The sequence below is a fragment of the Hydrocarboniphaga sp. genome, assembly GCF_965279055.1.
GTDB lineage: Bacteria > Pseudomonadota > Gammaproteobacteria > Nevskiales > Nevskiaceae > Hydrocarboniphaga.
The window spans coordinates 4994931-5013368 of sequence record NZ_OZ257125.1; the positions used below are offsets into that span (position 1 = coordinate 4994931).

Below are 18438 nucleotides of genomic sequence, written 5' to 3' on the forward strand. Positions count from 1 at the left end.
ATTCGCCATGAGCACGACGAAGCAAATCAAGGTCACGCTGACGAAGAGCATCTTCGGCCGCGTCAAGGGCCACAAGGAATGCGTCAACGGCCTCGGCCTGCGCAAGCCGCACCAGAGCGTGGTCATCGCCGCCACTCCCGAGAACCTGGGCATGATCAACAAGGCGTACTACCTGCTGAAAGTGGAAGAGGTCGCCTAATGAAACTCAACGACATCAAGCCTGCAGAAGGCTCCAAGACGGCCCGCGTTCGCGTCGGCCGTGGCATCGGCTCCGGCATGGGCAAGACCGCCGGCCGTGGTCACAAGGGTCAGCGCGCTCGCAAGGGCGGCCGCGGCAAGGTCGGCTTCGAAGGCGGCCAGATGCCGATCCAGCGTCGTCTGCCCAAGCGCGGCTTCAACAGCCCGCTGATCAACAAGACCGCCGAAGTGCGTCTGTCCGAGCTGGCCAAGCTGAAGTTCGAAGGCGAGATCGACCTGGCCACGCTGAAACTGGCCAACGTGGTCCCGGCGACCTGCGAGCAGGCCAAGGTGATCAAGTCGGGCGAGCTGGGCCGCAAGATTTCGCTGAAGGGCATCCTGGTCACCAAGGGCGCGCGCGAAGTCATCGAGGCTGCCGGCGGCAGCATCGCGGAATAATCGGTTCTTCGTTCGTTAGCGACCAGCCAAGCACAAGGAAATATGGCCAAGACCCCCGCCAGCGCAGGCATGGTGCCGGACCTCTCCAAGATCGGGGAAGTTCGCGGCCGTCTGCTGTTCCTGCTCGGCGCCATCGTGGTCTACCGCATCGGCAGCTATATCCCGGTGCCGGGCATCGATCCGCGTCAGCTCGAGCAGCTGTTCAGCAACACCCAGGGCTCGATCCTGGACATGTTCAACATGTTCTCGGGTGGCGCGCTGCATCGTCTGTCGATTTTCGCGCTCGGCGTCATGCCGTACATCTCGGCGTCGATCATCGTGCAGCTGATGGCCGCCGTCGTTCCGCAGCTCAAGGAGCTGAAGAAGGAAGGCGAGTCCGGCCGTCGCCAGCTGACCAAGCTGACCCGCTACGGCACGCTGGGCCTGGCGATTTTCCAGTCGATCGGCGCCGCGACCGCGCTGCAGAAGAGCGGCGTGGCGATTTCGCCCGGCTTCGGTTTCGTGTTCACCGCGACGGTGTCGCTGGTGACCGGCACGATGTTCCTGATGTGGCTGGGTGAGCAGATCACCGAGCGCGGCATCGGCAACGGCATGTCGATGATCATCTTCGCCGGCATCGTCGCGGGTCTGCCGCCGGCGCTGGGCGCGACCGCGCAGCTGGTGTCGGAAGGCTCGATGTCCGGCCTGATGGTGATCGCAGTGATCCTGCTGGTTGCCGCCGTGACCTGGGGTGTGGTGTTCGTCGAACGCTCGCAGCGCCGGATTCCGGTCCACCACGCTCGACGTCAGCAGGGCCGCAAGCTGTTCGCTGCGCAGACCCAGCATCTGCCGCTGAAGCTGAACATGGCCGGCGTGATTCCGCCGATCTTCGCTTCGTCCATCATTCTGTTCCCGGCCTCGATCGTGCGCTTCTTCGGCGGCGAGCAGGGCGGCGGTTTTTTGCAACAGCTGGCCAATGCGCTGTCGCCGGGCCAGGCGCTGCATAGCGTGCTGTACGCCGTGCTGATCATCTTCTTCTGCTTCTTCTACACCGCGCTGGTGTTCGATTCCCGCGAGACCGCGGAGAACCTGAAGAAGTCGGGCGCCTTCATTCCCGGCGTGCGTCCCGGTACGCAGACCGCCCGTTACATCGACCAGGTGCTGACCCGCCTGACCGTCGCCGGCGCGATCTACATCACCCTGGTCTGCCTGCTGCCGGAGCTGTTCATCGCTTACTGGAGCGTGCCGATCGCATTTGGCGGCACGTCGCTGCTGATTACCGTGGTGGTGGTGATGGACTTCATGGCGCAGCTGCAGGCGCACCTGATGTCGCACCAGTACGACGGCCTGCTGAAGAAGGCCAACCTGAAGACGCTTGGCAAGGGCGGCGAAGGTGGTGGCAAGCCGGGCGCCCGCGCGCTCGGCCGCACGGAAACCAAGAGCCTGAGTGGTTCGGGCTCGCAACGCTGATCGGATCCGGGCAACCGGGTCGGGTCGTCGCTATCAATAGAAGTCGTTAGAGGTTCGTCATGAAAGTCCGCACGTCCGTTGGCAAGATCTGCCGCAACTGCAAAATCGTCCGCCGCGCCGGCGTGGTCCGCGTCATCTGCTCGTCGGACGCGCGTCACAAGCAGCGTCAGGGCTAAGCAGCGTCCTCCAGCGGTTCTGCCGCTGGCTGTTGCTTATCTGCCGTAGTCCCAGTAGAATTCGCGCCCTTTTCGCGCGCCCCGTTCTTTAGGAGTCACCAGCGTCATGGCACGTATCGCCGGCGTCAATATCCCTGACAAGAAGCACACCGTCATCGCGCTGCGCGCGATCTACGGCATCGGCGCGACCCGCGCGAAAATCATCTGCGAAGCCGCCAAGGTCAAGCCGGACGCTCAGGTGCGTAACCTGACCGAGGCCGAGCTGGAATCCCTGCGCGTTGAGATCGGCCGCTTCTCCGTCGAAGGTGACCTTCGCCGTGAAGTGTCCATGAGCATCAAGCGCCTGATGGACCTGGGTTGCTATCGCGGCACGCGTCATCGCCGTGGTCTGCCGGTTCGCGGTCAGCGCACTCGCACCAACGCCCGTACCCGCAAGGGTCCGCGTCGTGCGATCAAGAAGTAATCCTTTTTTCAGTTATAGAACCGAGTCTGCTGCCTAATGGCTACTCCGAATGCCGGCGCTGCTAAAGCCCGCAAGCGTGTCAAGAAAAATGTGTCAGACGCCGTCTGCCACATCCACGCATCGTTCAACAACACGATCATTCTGATCACCGATCGCCAGGGCAACACCCTGTCGTGGTCGACCGCTGGCGCCGCCGGTTTCAAGGGCTCGCGCAAGTCCACGCCGTTCGCGGCGCAGGTCGCGGCCGACAAGGCAGCCCAGGCTGCCGCCGAACACGGCGTGAAGAACGTGGAAGTTCGCGTCAAGGGCCCGGGCCCGGGCCGCGAATCCGCGGTTCGCGCGCTCAACGCCGCCGGCTTCAAGGTCACCAACATCACGGACGTGACGCCGATTCCGCATAACGGCTGCCGCGCGCCCAAGCGCCGCCGCGTCTAAGAGAAACGATCATGGCTCGTTATATTGGCCCGAAGTGCAAACTGTCCCGTCGTGCCGGTGGCGTCGACCTTCTTCTGAAGGGTCGCGGCCGCTCGCTCGACACCAAGTGCAAGCTGGAAACGCCTCCGGGCCAGCACGGCGCGCGCAAGCAGCGCCTGTCTGACTACGCGACGCAGCTACGCGAGAAGCAAAAGCTGAAGCAGATGTACGGCCTGCTCGAAAAGCAGTTCCGTAACTACTACTACAAGGCAACCAAGACCAAGGGCGCCACCGGTCTGAATCTGCTGCTGGCGCTGGAAACGCGCCTCGACAACGTGATCTATCGCATGGGCTTCGGCCGCACGCGTTCGGAAGCACGTCAGCTGGTCGGCCACAAGGCCGTGCTGGTCAACGGCAAGTCGGTCAACATTCCGTCGTACAAGGTGCAGGTCGGCGACGTGATCGCGGTTCGCGAGAAGTCCAAGGCGCAGAGCCGTATCGCCGAGTCGCTGTCGATCGCGGCGCAGATCGGTTTCCCCGAGTGGCTGGAAGTGGACGAGAAGGGCCTGAAGGGCACCTTCAAGACGCTGCCGAGCCGTGACCAGATCGTTCCGGACATCAACGAGAACCTGGTCGTCGAGCTTTACTCGAAGTAATCGTTGCACCCCACCGGCTGCAACGCGCAGCCGGTGGATGGTTTGCCCGTTTCTGGCTTTTTCTACTGCGGGCCCTGGTCCGCAGATCGAGGTACACAAATGCAGGGTTTCGTCGCTGATTTGCTAAAACCGCGTCTCGTCGAAGTCGAGGCTGAAACCTCCACGCGCGCCCGTGTTTCGCTGGAACCGCTGGAACGTGGCTTTGGCCACACGCTGGGCAATGCGCTGCGCCGCATCCTGCTGTCGTCGATCCCGGGCGCCGCGGTCACCGAAGTGCAGATCGAAGGCGTGGTGCATGAGTACAGCTCGATCGAAGGCGTGCAGGAAGACGTCATCGACATCCTGCTGAACATCAAGAACATCGCCATCCGCATGCACTCGCGCGAAGAAGCGACGCTGCGTCTGGAGAAGTCGGGCAAGGGCCCGGTTACCGCCGCTGACATCAAGCTCGACCACGACGTCGAGATCGTCAACCCGGATCTGGTGATCGCCAACCTCACCGGCGGCAAGCTCAACGTCAGCCTCAAGGTCACGCGCGGCCGCGGCTACGTGCCGGCCGCTGCGCAGCGCGGCGCCGACGACAGCACCTCGGCCGTCGGCGTGCTCAAGCTTGACGCCTCGTACAGCCCGGTCCGCCGCGTCAGCTACAGCGTCGAGCGTGCCCGCGTCGAGCAGCGCACCGATCTGGACAAGCTGATCCTGGATCTGGACACCAACGGCGGCATCGACCCCGCCGAAGCGGTTCGTCTGGCGGCGCGCATCCTGCGCGATCAGCTGGCCGTGTTCGTCGACCTCGAAGCCGAGACGACCAGCACCGCGGTCGCCGGCAAGAAGGAGCTGTCGCCGATCCTGTTCCGCCCGATCGACGATCTGGAACTGACCGTGCGCTCGGCCAACTGCCTCAAGGCCGAAAACGTCTACTACATCGGCGACCTGGTGCAGCGCACCGAGACCGAGCTGATGAAGACGCCGAACCTGGGCAAGAAGTCGCTCAACGAGATCAAGGAAGCCCTCAAGGCCCACGATCTGGACCTGGGCATGAAGCTCGAAAACTGGTCGGCGCCGAAGTCGTCGGTCAACTAAGCCTGCTGGTCTCCAGCACTTAGCATCTAACAGAGTAAGGAAAGGACAATGCGTCACGGTAACTCAGGCCGCGCTTTCGGCCGCACCAGCAGCCACCGCAAGGCGACGATGCAGAGCATCGCGGTTGCGCTGTTCAAGAACGAGCTGATCCGCACCACGGTGCCGAAGGCCAAGGAACTGCGTAAGCTCGTCGAACCGATGATCACTCGCGCAAAAGAAGATGGCGTGGCCAATCGCCGCCTGATCTTCTCCCGCCTGCGTGACCGCGACGCGGTGACCAAGCTGTTCACCGACATCGGCCCGCGCTTCAACACCCGCCCGGGCGGCTACACCCGCATCCTTCGCTGCGGCTTCCGCCCCGGCGACAACGCGCCGATGGCTTATGTCGAACTGGTCGATCGTAAGATCGGCGGCGCGGCGGAAGGCGCTGCTGCGGAATAGACGGCGGATCTGTATCGGATGTAAATCGGGCGCCTTTGGGCGCCCTTTTTTGTTCTCAACGACAAAACACTGCGTTTCGAATGCGGCAAGCTCAGCTGTCTCTTTCCGAAGGTTCGTGAACATCGCGGCGCACCGACCAAGTTCTCTCCGGAGAGCCACTGCGATGCGCCGATCACACCTTGCGCGATAATCGCAGCCAGAACTGATGTCGCAACAATGTCGAGCCTGCTCAAATCGTCGTTACAAAAATATTGAACTTATCCCAGATGCGATAAAAGGCAGCATCTGACGATGTCAAGAGGATGGGTTCATTCTCCAACTGAGGGAAAGTTCTCAGGCTGACTGGCACGTTAATGGCTCATCACAGTGAGTAATACCGAAGTCCCGTAACCCCTTCATGTAATTCATGAAGTGTCGTCCATGCACCTTCTTGACGCATGTGACACGCGTCGTTATTCTCGATCGGCAATAGACACGGCGCGGGGTTGGCGTTGCTGTAACTGATTGAAAGGGATAACTATTCTGCTGTTATGTAGTCTGTCTGACTTAGGGAGAACTCTCATATGAAACTCAGTGTGGAAGGCAAGTTCCGTCTTGCCGTTAAGACTGCGCTGCTCGCGGGCATCACCGTGGGCGCTCAGGGTTCGGTTTATGCGCAAGAAGGACCCGCCACCACGCCGGCGACGTCGGAAGAATCGACTGATTTGGGCGCGATTGAGGTTACCGGCTCGCGTCTGCGCCGCGTTGATACCGAAACCGCCAGCCCGGTCTACACGATTGACCGTGCTGCCATCGAAGCGTCCGGTGTCACGACGCTAGGCGAATTGCTTCAGGAAATGCCGTCCATCTCGGGCGCGGCAACCAACCCGCAGGTCAACAACGGCGGCGGCGACGGTGCTGCGACGGTGTCGCTCCGCGGTCTGGGCTCCGAGCGTACGCTGACGTTGCTGAACGGCCGTCGTCTCGGCCCGTCGTTCGACGTCAATGCGTTGCCGATCAACCTGATCGATCGCGTTGAAGTTCTTAAGGAAGGTGCGGGCGCCGTGTACGGCTCCGACGCCATTGGCGGCGTTGTCAACTTCATCACCCGCAAAGACTACCAGGGCTTTGATATCAGCTATCAAGGCGGCCAAAGCTCCAAGCACGATGGCGAGAGCCAGTCGGTTGAAATGACTTGGGGCACGATGAGCGACAAGGGCTCGCTGATGCTGGGCCTGAACTACAACAAGCAGAACAAGATCGGCGCCGGAAACCGCAAGTTCTCCAAAAACGCCCTCTACATCTACAACTACTACGGTTCCGATACGCTGATCACGCTGGGTTCGAGCCGCGTGCCGAATGGCCGCATTTCGCTGCCTAGCGGCCATCCGACCCGCACTGCCCTGGGCTGCGCCAACGTGGTTCGCAACGACGGAGCGTCCGGCGCTGACCCTGTCAACGACTACCACTGCTATACCCCGGCCGACGCGTACGACTATCAGCCGTTCAACCTGATCGTCACGCCGCAGGAGCGTGGCAGCCTGTTTTCGTCCGCGGCCTACAAGCTGACCGATTCGGTCGAGGCCTATACCGATCTGTTCCACAATTTCACGCAGTCGGGTTTCACCATTGCGCCCCTGCCGTTCGACGCACGTAATGACAACTACGTGATCTCCGCCGATAGCATGTACAACCCGTTCGGCATCGATTTCGGCGGTAACTCGGGTGCCAATCCGCAGTTCCTGACGCGCTTTACCAATCTCGGCAACCGCCAGTCCAAGGTCGAGACGACCACTGATCAGATCACCGCAGGTTTCAAGGGTGGATTCGGCGCGAGCTCTTGGACCTGGGATGTTGCGGGTACCTACCAGCGCTCGGCTCAGGTGGCCGCGGTTTCGGGTTATCTGGTCGGCGCCAGCTTGCAGAACGCACTTGGGCCGTCCTTCGACGACAACGGCACGCCGACTTGCGGCACCCCGGACGCGCCGATCTCCGGTTGCACGCCGATCAATATCTTCAATCTGGAAGACCCCGCGGCTGCTACGGCGCTGAACGCGATCACGGCCGGCTATGAAAATCGCACCGTGCAGACTTCGCGCATTGCAGAAGCCAGCTTCAGCGGCAATCTGTTTACCTGGAGCGAAGGTACTGCGCTGGCCGCTTTCGGCCTGAACTATCGCGAAGACTTCCTCAACGCCGACGTCGATGGTCTTACCGAAGCCCAGCCGCCGACTTTCCTGAGCTGCCAGCTGTCGCAGGAAACCTGCTCGGGTGACACCCGTGGTGACGACAATCTCTGGGAAGCTTCGGCCGAACTGTTCCTGCCCTTGCTGACCGGCAAGCCCGGTGCCCAGTCGCTGAACTTGATCCTGGGTCTTCGTTACTCGGACTACGACAGCTTCGGTGACACCACCAACGGTACCGCCAAGCTGGAATGGCGTCCGGTCAACGACCTGCTGGTTCGTGCGAGCTACGCGGAAGTGTTCCGTGCGCCGACCATCTCCGACCGCTTCGGTGCGGCGGGTTCGACGGCGGCATTGTTCTCCGATCCTTGCCAGGGCCTGACGGCGGCGGACGTTGCCGGCAATCCGAACTACACGGCGGCCTGTGCCAACGTTCCGACGGATGGCTCGTTCCAGCCGGAGAACACGCAGATCAGCGGCGTGCTGACCTCGTCCCCGGATCTGAAGCCGGAAACTGGCGAAGTCGTTACCTACGGCATCGTCTACGATCCGCATTGGTTGCCGAACTTCTCGACCTCGGTCGATCTGTGGCACTACAAGATCAACGACGCGATCACTTCTGCCGACCCGACGGTGGTTGCTCGTACTTGCATCGAGAGCGGCGATCCGAACTTCTGCAATCTGATCAACCGCTACCCCGATGGCCAGGTGTTCTACATCTCGCTGCCGACGACCAACTCGGCTTACTTCGAGACGGAAGGCGTCGACATCGGTGTGAAGTATCGCGTGCCGAAGACCCCGTTCGGTTCGTTCACGTTCACGGCTGACTCGTCGTACACCGACAAGTTCGAATACAACCTGTCGCCGCTTTCCGCTCCGACGGATGCTGCCGGCACGTTCGACCCGACTTTCGGCAACTACGCCAAGTGGCGCGCTACCGCGTCGCTGGGTTGGAAGCTGAATGGCTTCGAAGCGCAGTGGACGTCTCGTTACATCGATGGCGTCGACATCGCCGCGAGCCTTGGGCCGGGTTCTGCTCGTCCGGCAGCCACCGAAGTTCTGAAGGTCGGTTCTGTGACCTATCATGACGTGGTGGTGGGCTACACGTATGAGCCGACTCGTACCCGAGTGCTGCTCGGTATGGAAAACGTGTTCGACAAGCAGCCGCCGCTGTTCTACCAGTACGCGCTGAATGCCAACACCAACGTCGAGACTTATGATGCGATCGGCCGCTATCTGTACTTCCGCGTGTCGCAGAGCTTCTAAGCGTCTATAGTGGTATCGGGCCGCGCGATGCTCTCGCGCGGCCTTTTTTTTGGTCGGGAATAGCAGTGAAAGATCCTATCGAGCTCGCGTCCGCGGCACTTGATTCGCTGAGCCAATCAGCGCCGGCTGACGCCGAGCGTCTAAGCCAGCAGGCTTATCGATTCGCCCCGGACGATCCCTTTGTTGTTCATGTTTATGGTGCCGTCATGAGCGCCCGGGGCAGTTACGGTGCTGCACTTCGCGCCTTCCGTAAGCTCACGCAACTCGAGCCGGATGTCGCAGCGCACTGGATGAATCTGGGCACGGCATTGCGTTCCAGCGGCTCTGACCAGGAAGCCCTCCAGGCATATCAGCAAGCAGAGCGGCGTGGCCAGGACGACGCCGATTTCCACTACAACGTAGCGCTATTGCAGCAGCAGTTGGGCGATTTACAGGGTATGCGCAACAGTTTGGAATTGGCCGCCATCCGCGCTCCGATAGATGCCGAAATTCGCTGTGCTCACGTTCAGGCCTGCTTTACCCAAGTGGACACCGAGGCAACTGCTTTAGCGGTGGCAAGTTGGAGGCAGTGGCAGAACTGGACCCCTGAGTTGCTGATAACAACTGCCGGCCTGCTGCTCCAGATGGGAATGCAAAGCGACGCTGAGCAAATCGTGGCCCAATTGGAACGGCTGCCAGCGCGTAGCACCGACATGGAACTGCGGATGATCGCCATGCTCGAGCGGGTCAACCGGGTCGATGAAGCGGCCACAAGGCTTGCCAAATTGGGCACCGTTACCAGCGCCGCGGAAGCGACCTATCGCAGGTGGCTTGCGATGAGTGCGCAGCTGGCGTCCAGGCGTGATGACAATCTGCTGGCAGCCTCGTTGTACGAGCAGTTGCTGACGCTGCCCTCGGAACCCGCAGATCGACAGCACCACCTGTTCTCATTTGCAAAAGTGCTGGATGCACTGGGTAGTTATGATCGCGCCATTTCCGTCATCGCCGAGGCTCATCAGACTCAGGTCGAAGTGTTAGAGAAGCTGATGCCCTTGGACGAGGATCGCGAAGTGATGGCGATCACGCAATATCGTTGCGACGTAGAAGATGCAGCGGGTTGGCAGGAGGCGGCGCCACCATCGGCTGACGACAGCCCAATCTTCATCGTCGCCTTTCCGCGTTCAGGCACGACCTTGCTTGAACAAATGCTCGATGCGCACCCGGGCGTGTTTACGATCGACGAGCAACCCTTCTTGCAGAAGGCGACACTGCAGTTCGCGGAGCTTGGTTTCGAATATCCCTCGGCTCTGGCCGATATGCGCCCGGACCAGCTGGCGGCCATCCGTCGGCACTATTGGGAGATGGTCGCGACAAAAGTCCAGCTCAAGCCAGGGCAGCGGTTACTGGATAAAAATCCACTGAACATGCTCCGCCTGCCGGCAATCCGCCGCCTGTTTCCCAATGCCAAGATCCTGCTCGCGATCCGACATCCCTGCGATGTCATCGTCAGCAACTATTTCCAGCACTACCGTGCGCCGGAATTCGTAATGCTTTGTCGGGAGTTGCCGAATTTGGCTTTGGGCTACCGCAAATGCTTCGACTTTTGGTATTCACAGCAGGCGATATTGAAGGCGGACGTGCTGGAAGTTCGTTACGAAAGCTTCGTTACGGACTTCGATCGCCAATCCCGCTCAATCGCCGAGTTCCTGCACCTTGCGTGGCACGACGACATGCTGTCGCCAGCCAAACATGCTCGTGCTAAAGGTTTTATCAGTACACCGAGCTACTCGCAGGTAATTCAGCCGGTCAACACCAAGGCGGTAGGACGTTGGCGCCGCTACGAGCAGGTACTCGGCGAAGTGGTGCAGCAAACACAGCCTTACCTGCGGAAATGGGATTATCTTTAGAACAACAGGTAACTCGAGAGGATGTATTTGTCCGACGATACGGGAGCCAAGCCGGCGTGCTGATACATCCAGTACGGAGGAAACATCAACAAACGGCCTCTCCGGGCTGTGATCTTGACGTCGAACTCTGGAAACCAAGTCTCGCCTCCCGTTTCAACATCGTTCAGATACCATAAGAACACAAGGTATCGATTGCACACGTCGTGCAACGAGTCGAAATGCAGTTGGAACTGGTCGGCGCCGCCTGGACGGTAGCGCTTCAAAATGAGATCAGCCGTCGAGCGTGAATTAGGCACCGGAATTCGCTGAGGGACATCGAGGTTGTAACGAGTTAGGGCCCCGTTCATCTTGTTGCGAAAAAACTGACGGAGGTCTTCAGTCGCCGCTTTTGTAAGATTCAGCTCGGTCCATCCGCTCTGCTCCAAGCCGGCGCGATAGCCGCGCCCGTTAGGTGTATGAAGGCCGGTGGACTCGTCGAATGAGCTAACGAGCCGGTCACAGATATCCTGTTCGAGATGATGATCGAACACCTTGATGTAGCGAGTCACATCGGTTTTGTTATTCATGTTGTGTCGCCAATTTCGTCGGATGTCCCAGGAGCCGGCAAATTGTCATTAACAGGCATCTACAAGAGTTCTCGTGTGACCAATATTGGTAATGATCAAGAGTCGCTTGAACGCGCACTGATGCAGGCACGTCAAGCAATGGCTGCTGGCCAACTGGCGCAAGCGGTAGAAGTGTACACGGCGATTCTGGGCGTCGACGCGAGTCACGCTGAAGCGCTCAATGCTTTGGCGATGAATGCTATGCGTTCCGGCGATCTCGGGAAGGGGGTCGGCTTGCTCGAAAAGGCGGCTCAGATCCATCCCCGCGATGCTCTGACTCTTAACAATTTGGGTCAGGCCTACCAGGCCGCCAATGCCTCGCAGCAGGCGCTCGCGGCCTACACCGCGGCGCTTAGCGTCAAGCCAGAGTTATATGTTACGCGCCTGTCGGTTGCTCGATTGCTGGAGCAGGCGGGGCGTGGCGACGAAGCCCTCCCCCTCTATTTCAAAGCAATAGCCGACGCGCAGCGGCATGGAAGATGGCTTAGTGCGGATTCGACATCTCTGAATCTCCAGCCGCTGGTCCAGCATGCGATTCGTGTGGTGAACGAAGGCCGCCGGAAGCTGTTTGGGCGCTTGATGGATGGACTGCAGCAACAGTTCGGCAGCGCTGGACTGACTCGCGTCGCCGACTGTCTGGCCGCGTACTTGGGCGAGAGACAGGTCCAGTATTCTGATCCGGAGCAACGGCCGACATTCCTCTATTTCCCCGGCCTGCCGGCCAGCCCGTATCTGGACAAGCGGTTGGTGCCAGAACTAGAGCAGCTTGAGGCCAGCACCGAGGCAATTCGTTACGAGTTGCTGGCAGTGTTAGATGGTCAGACCGGGATGGAGCGGGTCTTTCTAGATGACTCGGTGGAAGATGTAAATTTGCGTGGTTATCGAGGCAAGCCCAGTTGGAACGGCTATTACTTCCATCGCCATGGCGATCCCAGAAAAGACAATCGCGCCGCCTGCCCGTATACCGCTGCCGCTTTGGATCGACTGCCGTTGTGCCGAGTGCGCGAACACGGCCCGGAAACACTGTTCTCCGTGCTTGCACCGGGAACTCATCTGTTGCCGCATCGCGGAGTCACTAACACCCGCTCGGTAGGCCACTTAGCGTTGATTGTCCCTCCTGATTGTGCGCTAAGCGTGTCTGGTATCGAATACCAGTGGTCCGAATCAAGCACCGTGCTCTTCGACGATACTTACTCGCACGAGGCCTGGAACAAAAGTGACCGACTCCGGATCGTGTTGATTTTCGATATCTGGAACCCATACCTGACCGAGATGGAGCGGGCTGCAGTCAAAGAGCTGGTGATGGCGATTGGGGACTTTCGGGTTGCGGGAGAAACTTTGCCGGCGCTGCCAGCATGAAACTGCCACAGGCTTTTGTTCGTTTGCCATTGCGTTTTGATGTCGCAAGGCTCGCCGCCGAGGTGAAGGCGTTGCCGCCCGAGGCTTGGTCTTCGCACCCGACCGGATACAAAGGTAACAGTGCCGTCCGGTTGATTACACTCGATGGCGGAGAAAACGACGCCATGACTGGCGGCGAGATGCGGCCAACACGACACTTGATGGCGTCGCCGTATTTGCAGCAGGTGCTGCAGAGCCTCAACACGGTATGGAGTCGCTCGCGCCTGATGAAGCTGGCACCTGGTGCAACCGTACCCGAACATGCCGACATCAACTATCACTGGTTCAAACGAGTTCGCGTTCACATTCCGATACTGACCACGCCAGAGGTCAAGTTCTACTGCGGACAGGACGTGGTGCATATGGCCGCGGGGGAATCCTGGATCTTCGATAACTGGCGCCCGCATCGGGTAGAGAACAACTCGGCGTCTGATCGCGTGCATTTGGTCGCCGACACCACGGGTAGCGCCGCTTTCTGGAACCTGGCCTCGGCTGGACTGCGAGCCGAAGCATTCCGCGATGTACAGTTTCAGCCGGGCCGCAACGTGCGACTGCTGCTAGAGCGGTTCAACGTATCCAAGGTCATGCATCCAGCGGAGATGGAACAGCTGATGAGTGATTTGGCTCAGGAAGCTGTGCCTCAAGCCGCCGAGGCCGTCCCGCGCGTGGCCCTGTTTCAGCACCTGTTGGAGTCGTTCTGCAGCAACTGGCGACAGCTTTGGTGTTTACATGGCGATACCGACGCTGGCTTGGCGCAGTACGAACAACTGATGACGGAATTGGGTCAGGCGATTGCACCGATAGCCGAGGGACTGGCGGTTCACGCGAATGGAACGCCGGTTGCCAAAGTGATGAACGCGCGGCTGCAATATGCGATCAACCTGCCTGAAGACCAAGCGCCTCGGCTTGAATCGCCGCGTAATGCGTCGTCTAGCTCCCGAGTCGCACCTGTGCCCGTGTTCGAGCGCCCCATCTTTATCGTCGCCGCGCCGCGTTCAGGAAGCACGCTGCTATTCGAGACTCTGGCTTGCACAACGCAGCTATGGACAGTGGGCGGCGAAGCCCATTGGTTGGTCGAAGGCATTGATCAGCTCGCCCCGGGCGCGCCCGGAATTGACAGCAACCGATTGCTGGCAGCACATGCCACGCCTGAGATATCGGCTCTGATCAAGTCACGCTTGGCACAGAAGCTGATCAATCAGGGGGCAACAGTGTTGCCGGACATGTTTCGTTCGCTCGAGAAGACGCCGAAAAATTCGCTGCGGATTCCGTTCTTCAACGAAATTTTCCCGGATGCGCTGTTTGTATTTCTATGGCGCGATCCTCGCGAAAATGTCAGCAGCATCATCGAGGCATGGAAGTCCGGGGGATGGATAACCTATCCACGTCTGCCGCAATGGCAAGGCCCATGGTCCCTGCTGTTACCACCAGGGTGGCAATCGATGCGCAATCAGCCGTTAGCTGAGATTGCCGCCTTTCAGTGGGATTCGACTAACCGGATCATCATGGACGATCTGAGCGCTATCGATCCGCAGCGTGTGTTGACAGTCAACTACGCTGAATTGCTGCAGAGCCCTGGCATGACCATCCAGCGCATTTGTTCATTTGCCGGGTTGCAATTTGATGCCGAGCTCAAACAGCGAACGACCCGGCCGCTGCCGTCGTCTAAACATACTCTCACACCACCGGCGCCCGACAAATGGCTGAGCAACTCTGGCTCGATTGTCCCAATCTTGCATAAACTGGAGCAGACTTGGAGCCGCCTGCGTGCTTTGGGGTGAGTTGCCATCATTTTTGCTTGTTGTCCCAAGAAGAGTTCAAGGAGTCTGTCGTGAGCATGGTCAAACCGAGTTGCTTCCTCCTTCTGGCGCTGTTATCGGCCAATGTCGTCCGGGCCGACGAGATCGTTGCGCCGCAGCCCCCCGCTGCTTCAGTTGAGACCGTACCTGTCGAGGACAAGGTTATTTGCACGACGGAGCGCCAGACTGGCTCGAATCTGCCGCATCGGGTCTGCATGACGGCGTCTCAGCGTGCCGCGATGCGGGACAACGCCCACCAAGTGATGTCGTCGGCTCGCCGCAAGACGTCCGCGATCGGCGGCGGCGGCTAAACAGAACCGATGGGTGCGCCGGCGTAACATGAGGCATTTGCTGGCGCAAGAGTGGAATCCGAGCGCCCGACTCCGGGCGTTCGCCCGAGTTGGAAGTGCTAGCATCGCGGCCCGGACTCGTTCGCTTCCGCCGGCGCCATTTGGGGCGCCGATCTTCATTTCAGGATAAACATGATGATGACGACCAGTCGGCCACGCCGACTCGTATTCGCAGCTTTGGTCATTTCGCCGGCGCTACTTCTGGGCAATTCCGGATGGGCGCAGGACAAGGTCACGGCCGTTGTCGGCGAGCAGACCAAGACCGAGGCGGCCGCGCAGGCTTCCCAGAAGCGCATCACCCAGCTCGATGAGGAGGCCAGCGGCATGCTCGCCGACTACCGTCAGGCGCTGGTCGAGGCTCAGAGCCTGAAGGCTTACACCGACCAGCTGGGTGCGCAGGTCAAGTCCCAGGACGACGAGATCAAGGGCATGTCGACCCAGATCGCCGACATCGAGACCACGTCGCGCGAAGTGCTGCCGATGATGACCAAGATGCTCGATACGCTTGAGCAGTTCGTCAAACTCGATATGCCGTTCCTGCCCGATGAGCGCAGCAACCGCATCGCCACGCTCAAAGAAATGATGACGCGTGCCGACGTGTCGCTTTCCGAGAAATATCGCCGCATCGTCGAGGCCTATCAGGTCGAGATGGAATATGGCCGCACGATCGAGGCCTACGAAGGCAAGGTCGGCGAAAAGACCGTGCAGTTCCTGCGTACCGGCCGCGTCGCGCTGTTGTACCAGACGCTGGACGGCAAGGAGACCGGCTACTGGGACGTCAACGCCAAGAAGTGGGTCGTCGACTCGGCCTATAACGATTCGATCACGGCAGGCCTGAAGGTCGCCAAGAAGCAAGCGGCACCGGACTTCATCAAGGTCCCGGTCCCGGCTCCGAAGGAGATCAAGTAATGTCGCGCCCGATGTCGCAGAAAATTCGTGCGTCAGCGGTTGCGCTGATGCTGTTCGCCGCCGCCGCTCCGGTGGCCTACGCCGCCGCTCCGGGCAACCTCGACGAACTGCTCGAGCAGACCCGCTCGCAGCGTGATCGTGAAGCCGCCGCCAACAAGGAGCGTGAAGCCAAGTTCCTCGCCGAGCGCGACAAGCAGGCTGCACTGCTGTCACAGGCCAAGGCTGAGTTGAGCGAGCTGCAGAACAAGCAGAAATCGCTTTCCGCCGCCTTCGATTCCAACGAAAAGAAGCTCACCGAGCTGCAGGCCCAGCTCGACGCCAAGTCCGGCAACATGGGTGAAATGTTCGGCGTCGTGCGCCAGGTCGCCAACGACTTCTCGTCGGTGGTGCGCAACTCGATGATCAGTGCGCAGTATCCGGATCGCGAAGAATTCGTAACCAAGCTCGCCGCCACCAAGGCGCTGCCGTCGATCAGCGACCTCGAGCGCTTCTGGTTTGAGCTGCAGCGCGAAATGACCGAGACCGGCAGCGTCGTGCGGTTCAAGAGCAAGGTCGTCCAGCCTGATGGCAGCTCGGTCGACGAGTCGGTGTCGCGCATCGGTTCGTTCACCGCGGTGGCCGACGGCAAGTACCTCGCCTATCTGCCCAGCGAACACAAGCTCGCGGTGATGGCGCGCCAGCCGGGCGGCAAGTTCCAGTCGGCGGCGTCCGATCTGACTGCGGCCACTTCCGGCTACGTCGGTACCGAACTTGACCCCACCCGCGGTGTGCTGCTGACGATTTACGCGCAGCGTCCGAATTGGATCGAGCGCATCAAGCATGGCGAAGGCGTCAACTACGTGATCCTGTTGGTCGGCATCATCGGTGCGATCCTGGGCGTCTACCAGTTCTTCTACCTGATGGGCGTGCGCGGCAAGGTCAAGAAGCAGCTGACGCAGATCGATCGCCCGACCACCGACAATCCGCTGGGCCGCGTGCTCGCCAGCTTCAAGGGCGACGGCAGCCGCATCGAAGAAGATGCCGAAGTCGTCGAGCTGCGCATCTCCGAGGCGGTTCTGCGCGAAGTGCCGCCGCTGGAGCGCTTCCAGGCCTTTCTGCGTCTGGCCGTCGCCGCGGGCCCGCTGCTCGGCCTGATCGGTACCGTCATCGGCATGATCATCACCTTCCAGAGCATCACCGAGTCCGGCTCCAGCGATCCCAAGCTGATGGCCGCCGGTATCTCGGCGGCGATGATCGCCACGGTGCTCGGCCTGGGTATCGCGATCCCGCTGCTGTTCGCCAACGCTTGGCTGACCTCGCTTTCCAAGCAGATCATTCAGATCCTGGACGAGCAGAGCACGGGCCTGCTGGCCGAGCGTCTTGAGGGCAAGACCGGTGCTTGACATGCTGCTCGCCCCGTTCGTTGCATTGCATCGCATGCGCGAACTGGGCGGCCCGATTGTCGATTACATTTTCTTCGCATGCCTGTGCATGTGGACGTTGACGTTCGAGCGCTACTGGTACTTCTCGAAGGTACTGCCGCGCGATGCGGCGAACTACCTCGATCAGTGGAAGCAGCGCGCCGACCACCACACCTGGGCTTCGCGCAACATCCGCACGGCGATGATCTCGCGTCTGAACGCGGCGATGACGGCTAACCTGCAGTTGCTGCGCGTGCTGGTGCCGCTGTGCCCCTTGCTGGGCCTGCTCGGCACCGTGTCGGGCATGCTCAACGTGTTCGACGCGATGGCGGCCCGCGGTTCGGCCGACGCGCGTTCGATGGCCAACGGCGTGTCCGAGGCGATGATCTGCACGCTCACCGGCCTGTCGGTCAGCATCAGCGGTCTGTACCCGGTGTACTACTTCCGTAATCGCGCGCGGCTCGAAACCGAGCTGCTCGCCGACAAGTTCGAGTATTAAGCCGCCATGCGTATGCGTCGCCACCGACACAGCGAGGAGTCCGACGGGGCCGGCATCGATCTCGCGCCGATGCTGGATTTCGTGCTGAATCTGCTGATCTTCTTCATCATCACCGCGGTGTTCGTCAAGGAGATCGGCATCACCGTCAGCCGCCCGACTTCCGCCGCCGCAGAGAAGAAGGAAGGCGGCGCGATCATCATCGCGATCCGCGCCAGCGGTGAAATCTACGTCGGCAATCGCCTGGTCGATCTGCGCGCTGTCCGCGCCAACATTGAACGTCTGCATGCGCAGAAGCCCGATGATTCCGTCGTCGTGACCGCCGAAGAAGCTGCCCCCACCGGCGCTCTGGTGCAGGTGATCGACCAGGTGCGCCAGGGCGGCGTGCAGAATGTATCCATCGCCGCGTCTGCCGCGGCGGCGGGAGGCTGATCCGAAATGAGGTCCCGTCGTCATACCCCCGAGAACGAGGAAACCGGCATCGATCTGGCGCCGATGCTCGACTTCGTGCTGAATCTGCTGATCTTTTTCATCATCACGACCTCGTTCGTCAAAGAGGCCGGCGTCACCGTCACGCGTCCCGCGGCCGAGACCGCCGAAAGCCGCGACAACGGCAACATCCTGATCGCGATCCGCCCCAACGGCGACATCTGGATGGACAAGCGACGTATCGATCTGCGCGACGTACGCGGCTCGGTCGAGCGCCTGCATGCCGAGCGTCCGGACGACACCGTCGTCATCATCGCCGACCAAGCGTCGCAGACCGGCACGCTGACCAAGGTCATGGACCAGGTCAAGCTCGGCGGCGTCAACGACGTGTCAATCGCCGCACTGCATTCGGGCGGGTAA

General features: G+C 60.6%; 20 protein-coding genes. 19 read left to right on the forward strand and 1 reads right to left on the reverse strand.

What is annotated here, in order from left to right; all coding sequences use genetic code 11:
* Positions 1–7: 7 nt before the first annotated feature.
* The 11 genes from rpmD (at position 8) to ACQZF9_RS22475 (ending at position 10632) form a co-directional block, all read left to right on the forward strand.
* The gene (gene rpmD / locus ACQZF9_RS22425) at positions 8–199 is read left to right on the forward strand and encodes a 50S ribosomal protein L30 (RefSeq protein ID WP_428311174.1); all 192 of its coding nucleotides are present in this window, start codon (positions 8–10) and stop codon (positions 197–199) included.
* Positions 199–636: a 50S ribosomal protein L15 gene (rplO, locus tag ACQZF9_RS22430; RefSeq protein ID WP_428311175.1), complete on the forward strand. Its 438-nt coding sequence runs from the start codon at positions 199–201 to the stop codon at positions 634–636. The genes rpmD and rplO overlap by 1 nt, the downstream gene beginning before the upstream one ends.
* A gap of 42 nt (positions 637–678) precedes the next feature.
* Positions 679–2085 (forward strand): preprotein translocase subunit SecY, encoded by a 1407-nt coding sequence (gene secY, locus ACQZF9_RS22435; protein WP_428311176.1) that lies wholly within the window; start codon positions 679–681, stop codon positions 2083–2085.
* Positions 2086–2144: 59 nt separating this feature from the next.
* A complete protein-coding gene (gene rpmJ, locus ACQZF9_RS22440; RefSeq protein ID WP_428311177.1) occupies positions 2145–2261 on the forward strand; it encodes a 50S ribosomal protein L36 in 117 nt (38 codons plus the stop codon).
* A 106-nt stretch (positions 2262–2367) separates the two neighbouring features.
* Entirely contained in the window at positions 2368–2724 is a 357-nt protein-coding gene (rpsM, locus tag ACQZF9_RS22445; protein ID WP_428311178.1) for a 30S ribosomal protein S13, read from the forward strand.
* 36 nt (positions 2725–2760) lie between these two features.
* Complete coding sequence (gene rpsK, locus ACQZF9_RS22450) at positions 2761–3159, forward strand: 30S ribosomal protein S11 (RefSeq protein WP_299698550.1); 399 nt, start codon at positions 2761–2763, stop codon at positions 3157–3159.
* A gap of 11 nt (positions 3160–3170) precedes the next feature.
* Entirely contained in the window at positions 3171–3794 is a 624-nt protein-coding gene (gene rpsD, locus ACQZF9_RS22455; RefSeq protein WP_428311179.1) for a 30S ribosomal protein S4, read from the forward strand.
* A 99-nt stretch (positions 3795–3893) separates the two neighbouring features.
* Positions 3894–4877, forward strand: coding sequence for a DNA-directed RNA polymerase subunit alpha (locus tag ACQZF9_RS22460; RefSeq protein WP_428311180.1), 984 nt, complete (start codon positions 3894–3896; stop codon positions 4875–4877).
* Positions 4878–4925: 48 nt separating this feature from the next.
* Positions 4926–5318 (forward strand): 50S ribosomal protein L17, encoded by a 393-nt coding sequence (rplQ, locus tag ACQZF9_RS22465; RefSeq protein WP_428311181.1) that lies wholly within the window; start codon positions 4926–4928, stop codon positions 5316–5318.
* Positions 5319–5881: 563 nt separating this feature from the next.
* A complete protein-coding gene (locus tag ACQZF9_RS22470) occupies positions 5882–8746 on the forward strand; it encodes a TonB-dependent receptor domain-containing protein (protein ID WP_428311182.1) in 2865 nt (954 codons plus the stop codon).
* 65 nt (positions 8747–8811) lie between these two features.
* Positions 8812–10632: a sulfotransferase gene (locus ACQZF9_RS22475; RefSeq protein WP_428311183.1), complete on the forward strand. Its 1821-nt coding sequence runs from the start codon at positions 8812–8814 to the stop codon at positions 10630–10632.
* Here ACQZF9_RS22475 and ACQZF9_RS22480 read toward each other — a convergent pair.
* Positions 10629–11198, reverse strand: a complete 570-nt coding sequence (locus tag ACQZF9_RS22480; protein ID WP_428311184.1) for a 2OG-Fe(II) oxygenase — start codon at positions 11196–11198, stop codon at positions 10629–10631. The genes ACQZF9_RS22475 and ACQZF9_RS22480 overlap by 4 nt on opposite strands.
* 75 nt (positions 11199–11273) lie before the next feature.
* Here ACQZF9_RS22480 and ACQZF9_RS22485 point away from each other — a divergent pair, with 75 nt between their 5' ends.
* The 8 genes from ACQZF9_RS22485 (at position 11274) to ACQZF9_RS22520 (ending at position 18438) form a co-directional block, all read left to right on the forward strand.
* Complete coding sequence (locus tag ACQZF9_RS22485; protein WP_428311185.1) at positions 11274–12596, forward strand: aspartyl/asparaginyl beta-hydroxylase domain-containing protein; 1323 nt, start codon at positions 11274–11276, stop codon at positions 12594–12596.
* The gene (locus ACQZF9_RS22490; RefSeq protein ID WP_428311186.1) at positions 12593–14416 is read left to right on the forward strand and encodes a sulfotransferase; all 1824 of its coding nucleotides are present in this window, start codon (positions 12593–12595) and stop codon (positions 14414–14416) included. Before ACQZF9_RS22485 ends, ACQZF9_RS22490 begins: the two co-directional genes overlap by 4 nt.
* Positions 14417–14466: 50 nt before the next feature.
* On the forward strand, positions 14467–14745 hold the full coding sequence (locus ACQZF9_RS22495) for a hypothetical protein (RefSeq protein WP_428311187.1): 279 nt from the start codon (positions 14467–14469) through the stop codon (positions 14743–14745).
* Positions 14746–14919: 174 nt separating this feature from the next.
* On the forward strand, positions 14920–15693 hold the full coding sequence (locus tag ACQZF9_RS22500; protein ID WP_428311188.1) for a DUF3450 domain-containing protein: 774 nt from the start codon (positions 14920–14922) through the stop codon (positions 15691–15693).
* Positions 15693–17075 (forward strand): MotA/TolQ/ExbB proton channel family protein, encoded by a 1383-nt coding sequence (locus ACQZF9_RS22505; protein ID WP_428311189.1) that lies wholly within the window; start codon positions 15693–15695, stop codon positions 17073–17075. Before ACQZF9_RS22500 ends, ACQZF9_RS22505 begins: the two co-directional genes overlap by 1 nt.
* Before the next feature lies 1 nt (position 17076).
* On the forward strand, positions 17077–17592 hold the full coding sequence (locus ACQZF9_RS22510) for a MotA/TolQ/ExbB proton channel family protein (RefSeq protein WP_428311190.1): 516 nt from the start codon (positions 17077–17079) through the stop codon (positions 17590–17592).
* A gap of 12 nt (positions 17593–17604) precedes the next feature.
* On the forward strand, positions 17605–18021 hold the full coding sequence (locus ACQZF9_RS22515; protein WP_428311191.1) for an ExbD/TolR family protein: 417 nt from the start codon (positions 17605–17607) through the stop codon (positions 18019–18021).
* Between the two features lie 6 nt (positions 18022–18027).
* Positions 18028–18438, forward strand: a complete 411-nt coding sequence (locus ACQZF9_RS22520) for an ExbD/TolR family protein (RefSeq protein WP_428311192.1) — start codon at positions 18028–18030, stop codon at positions 18436–18438.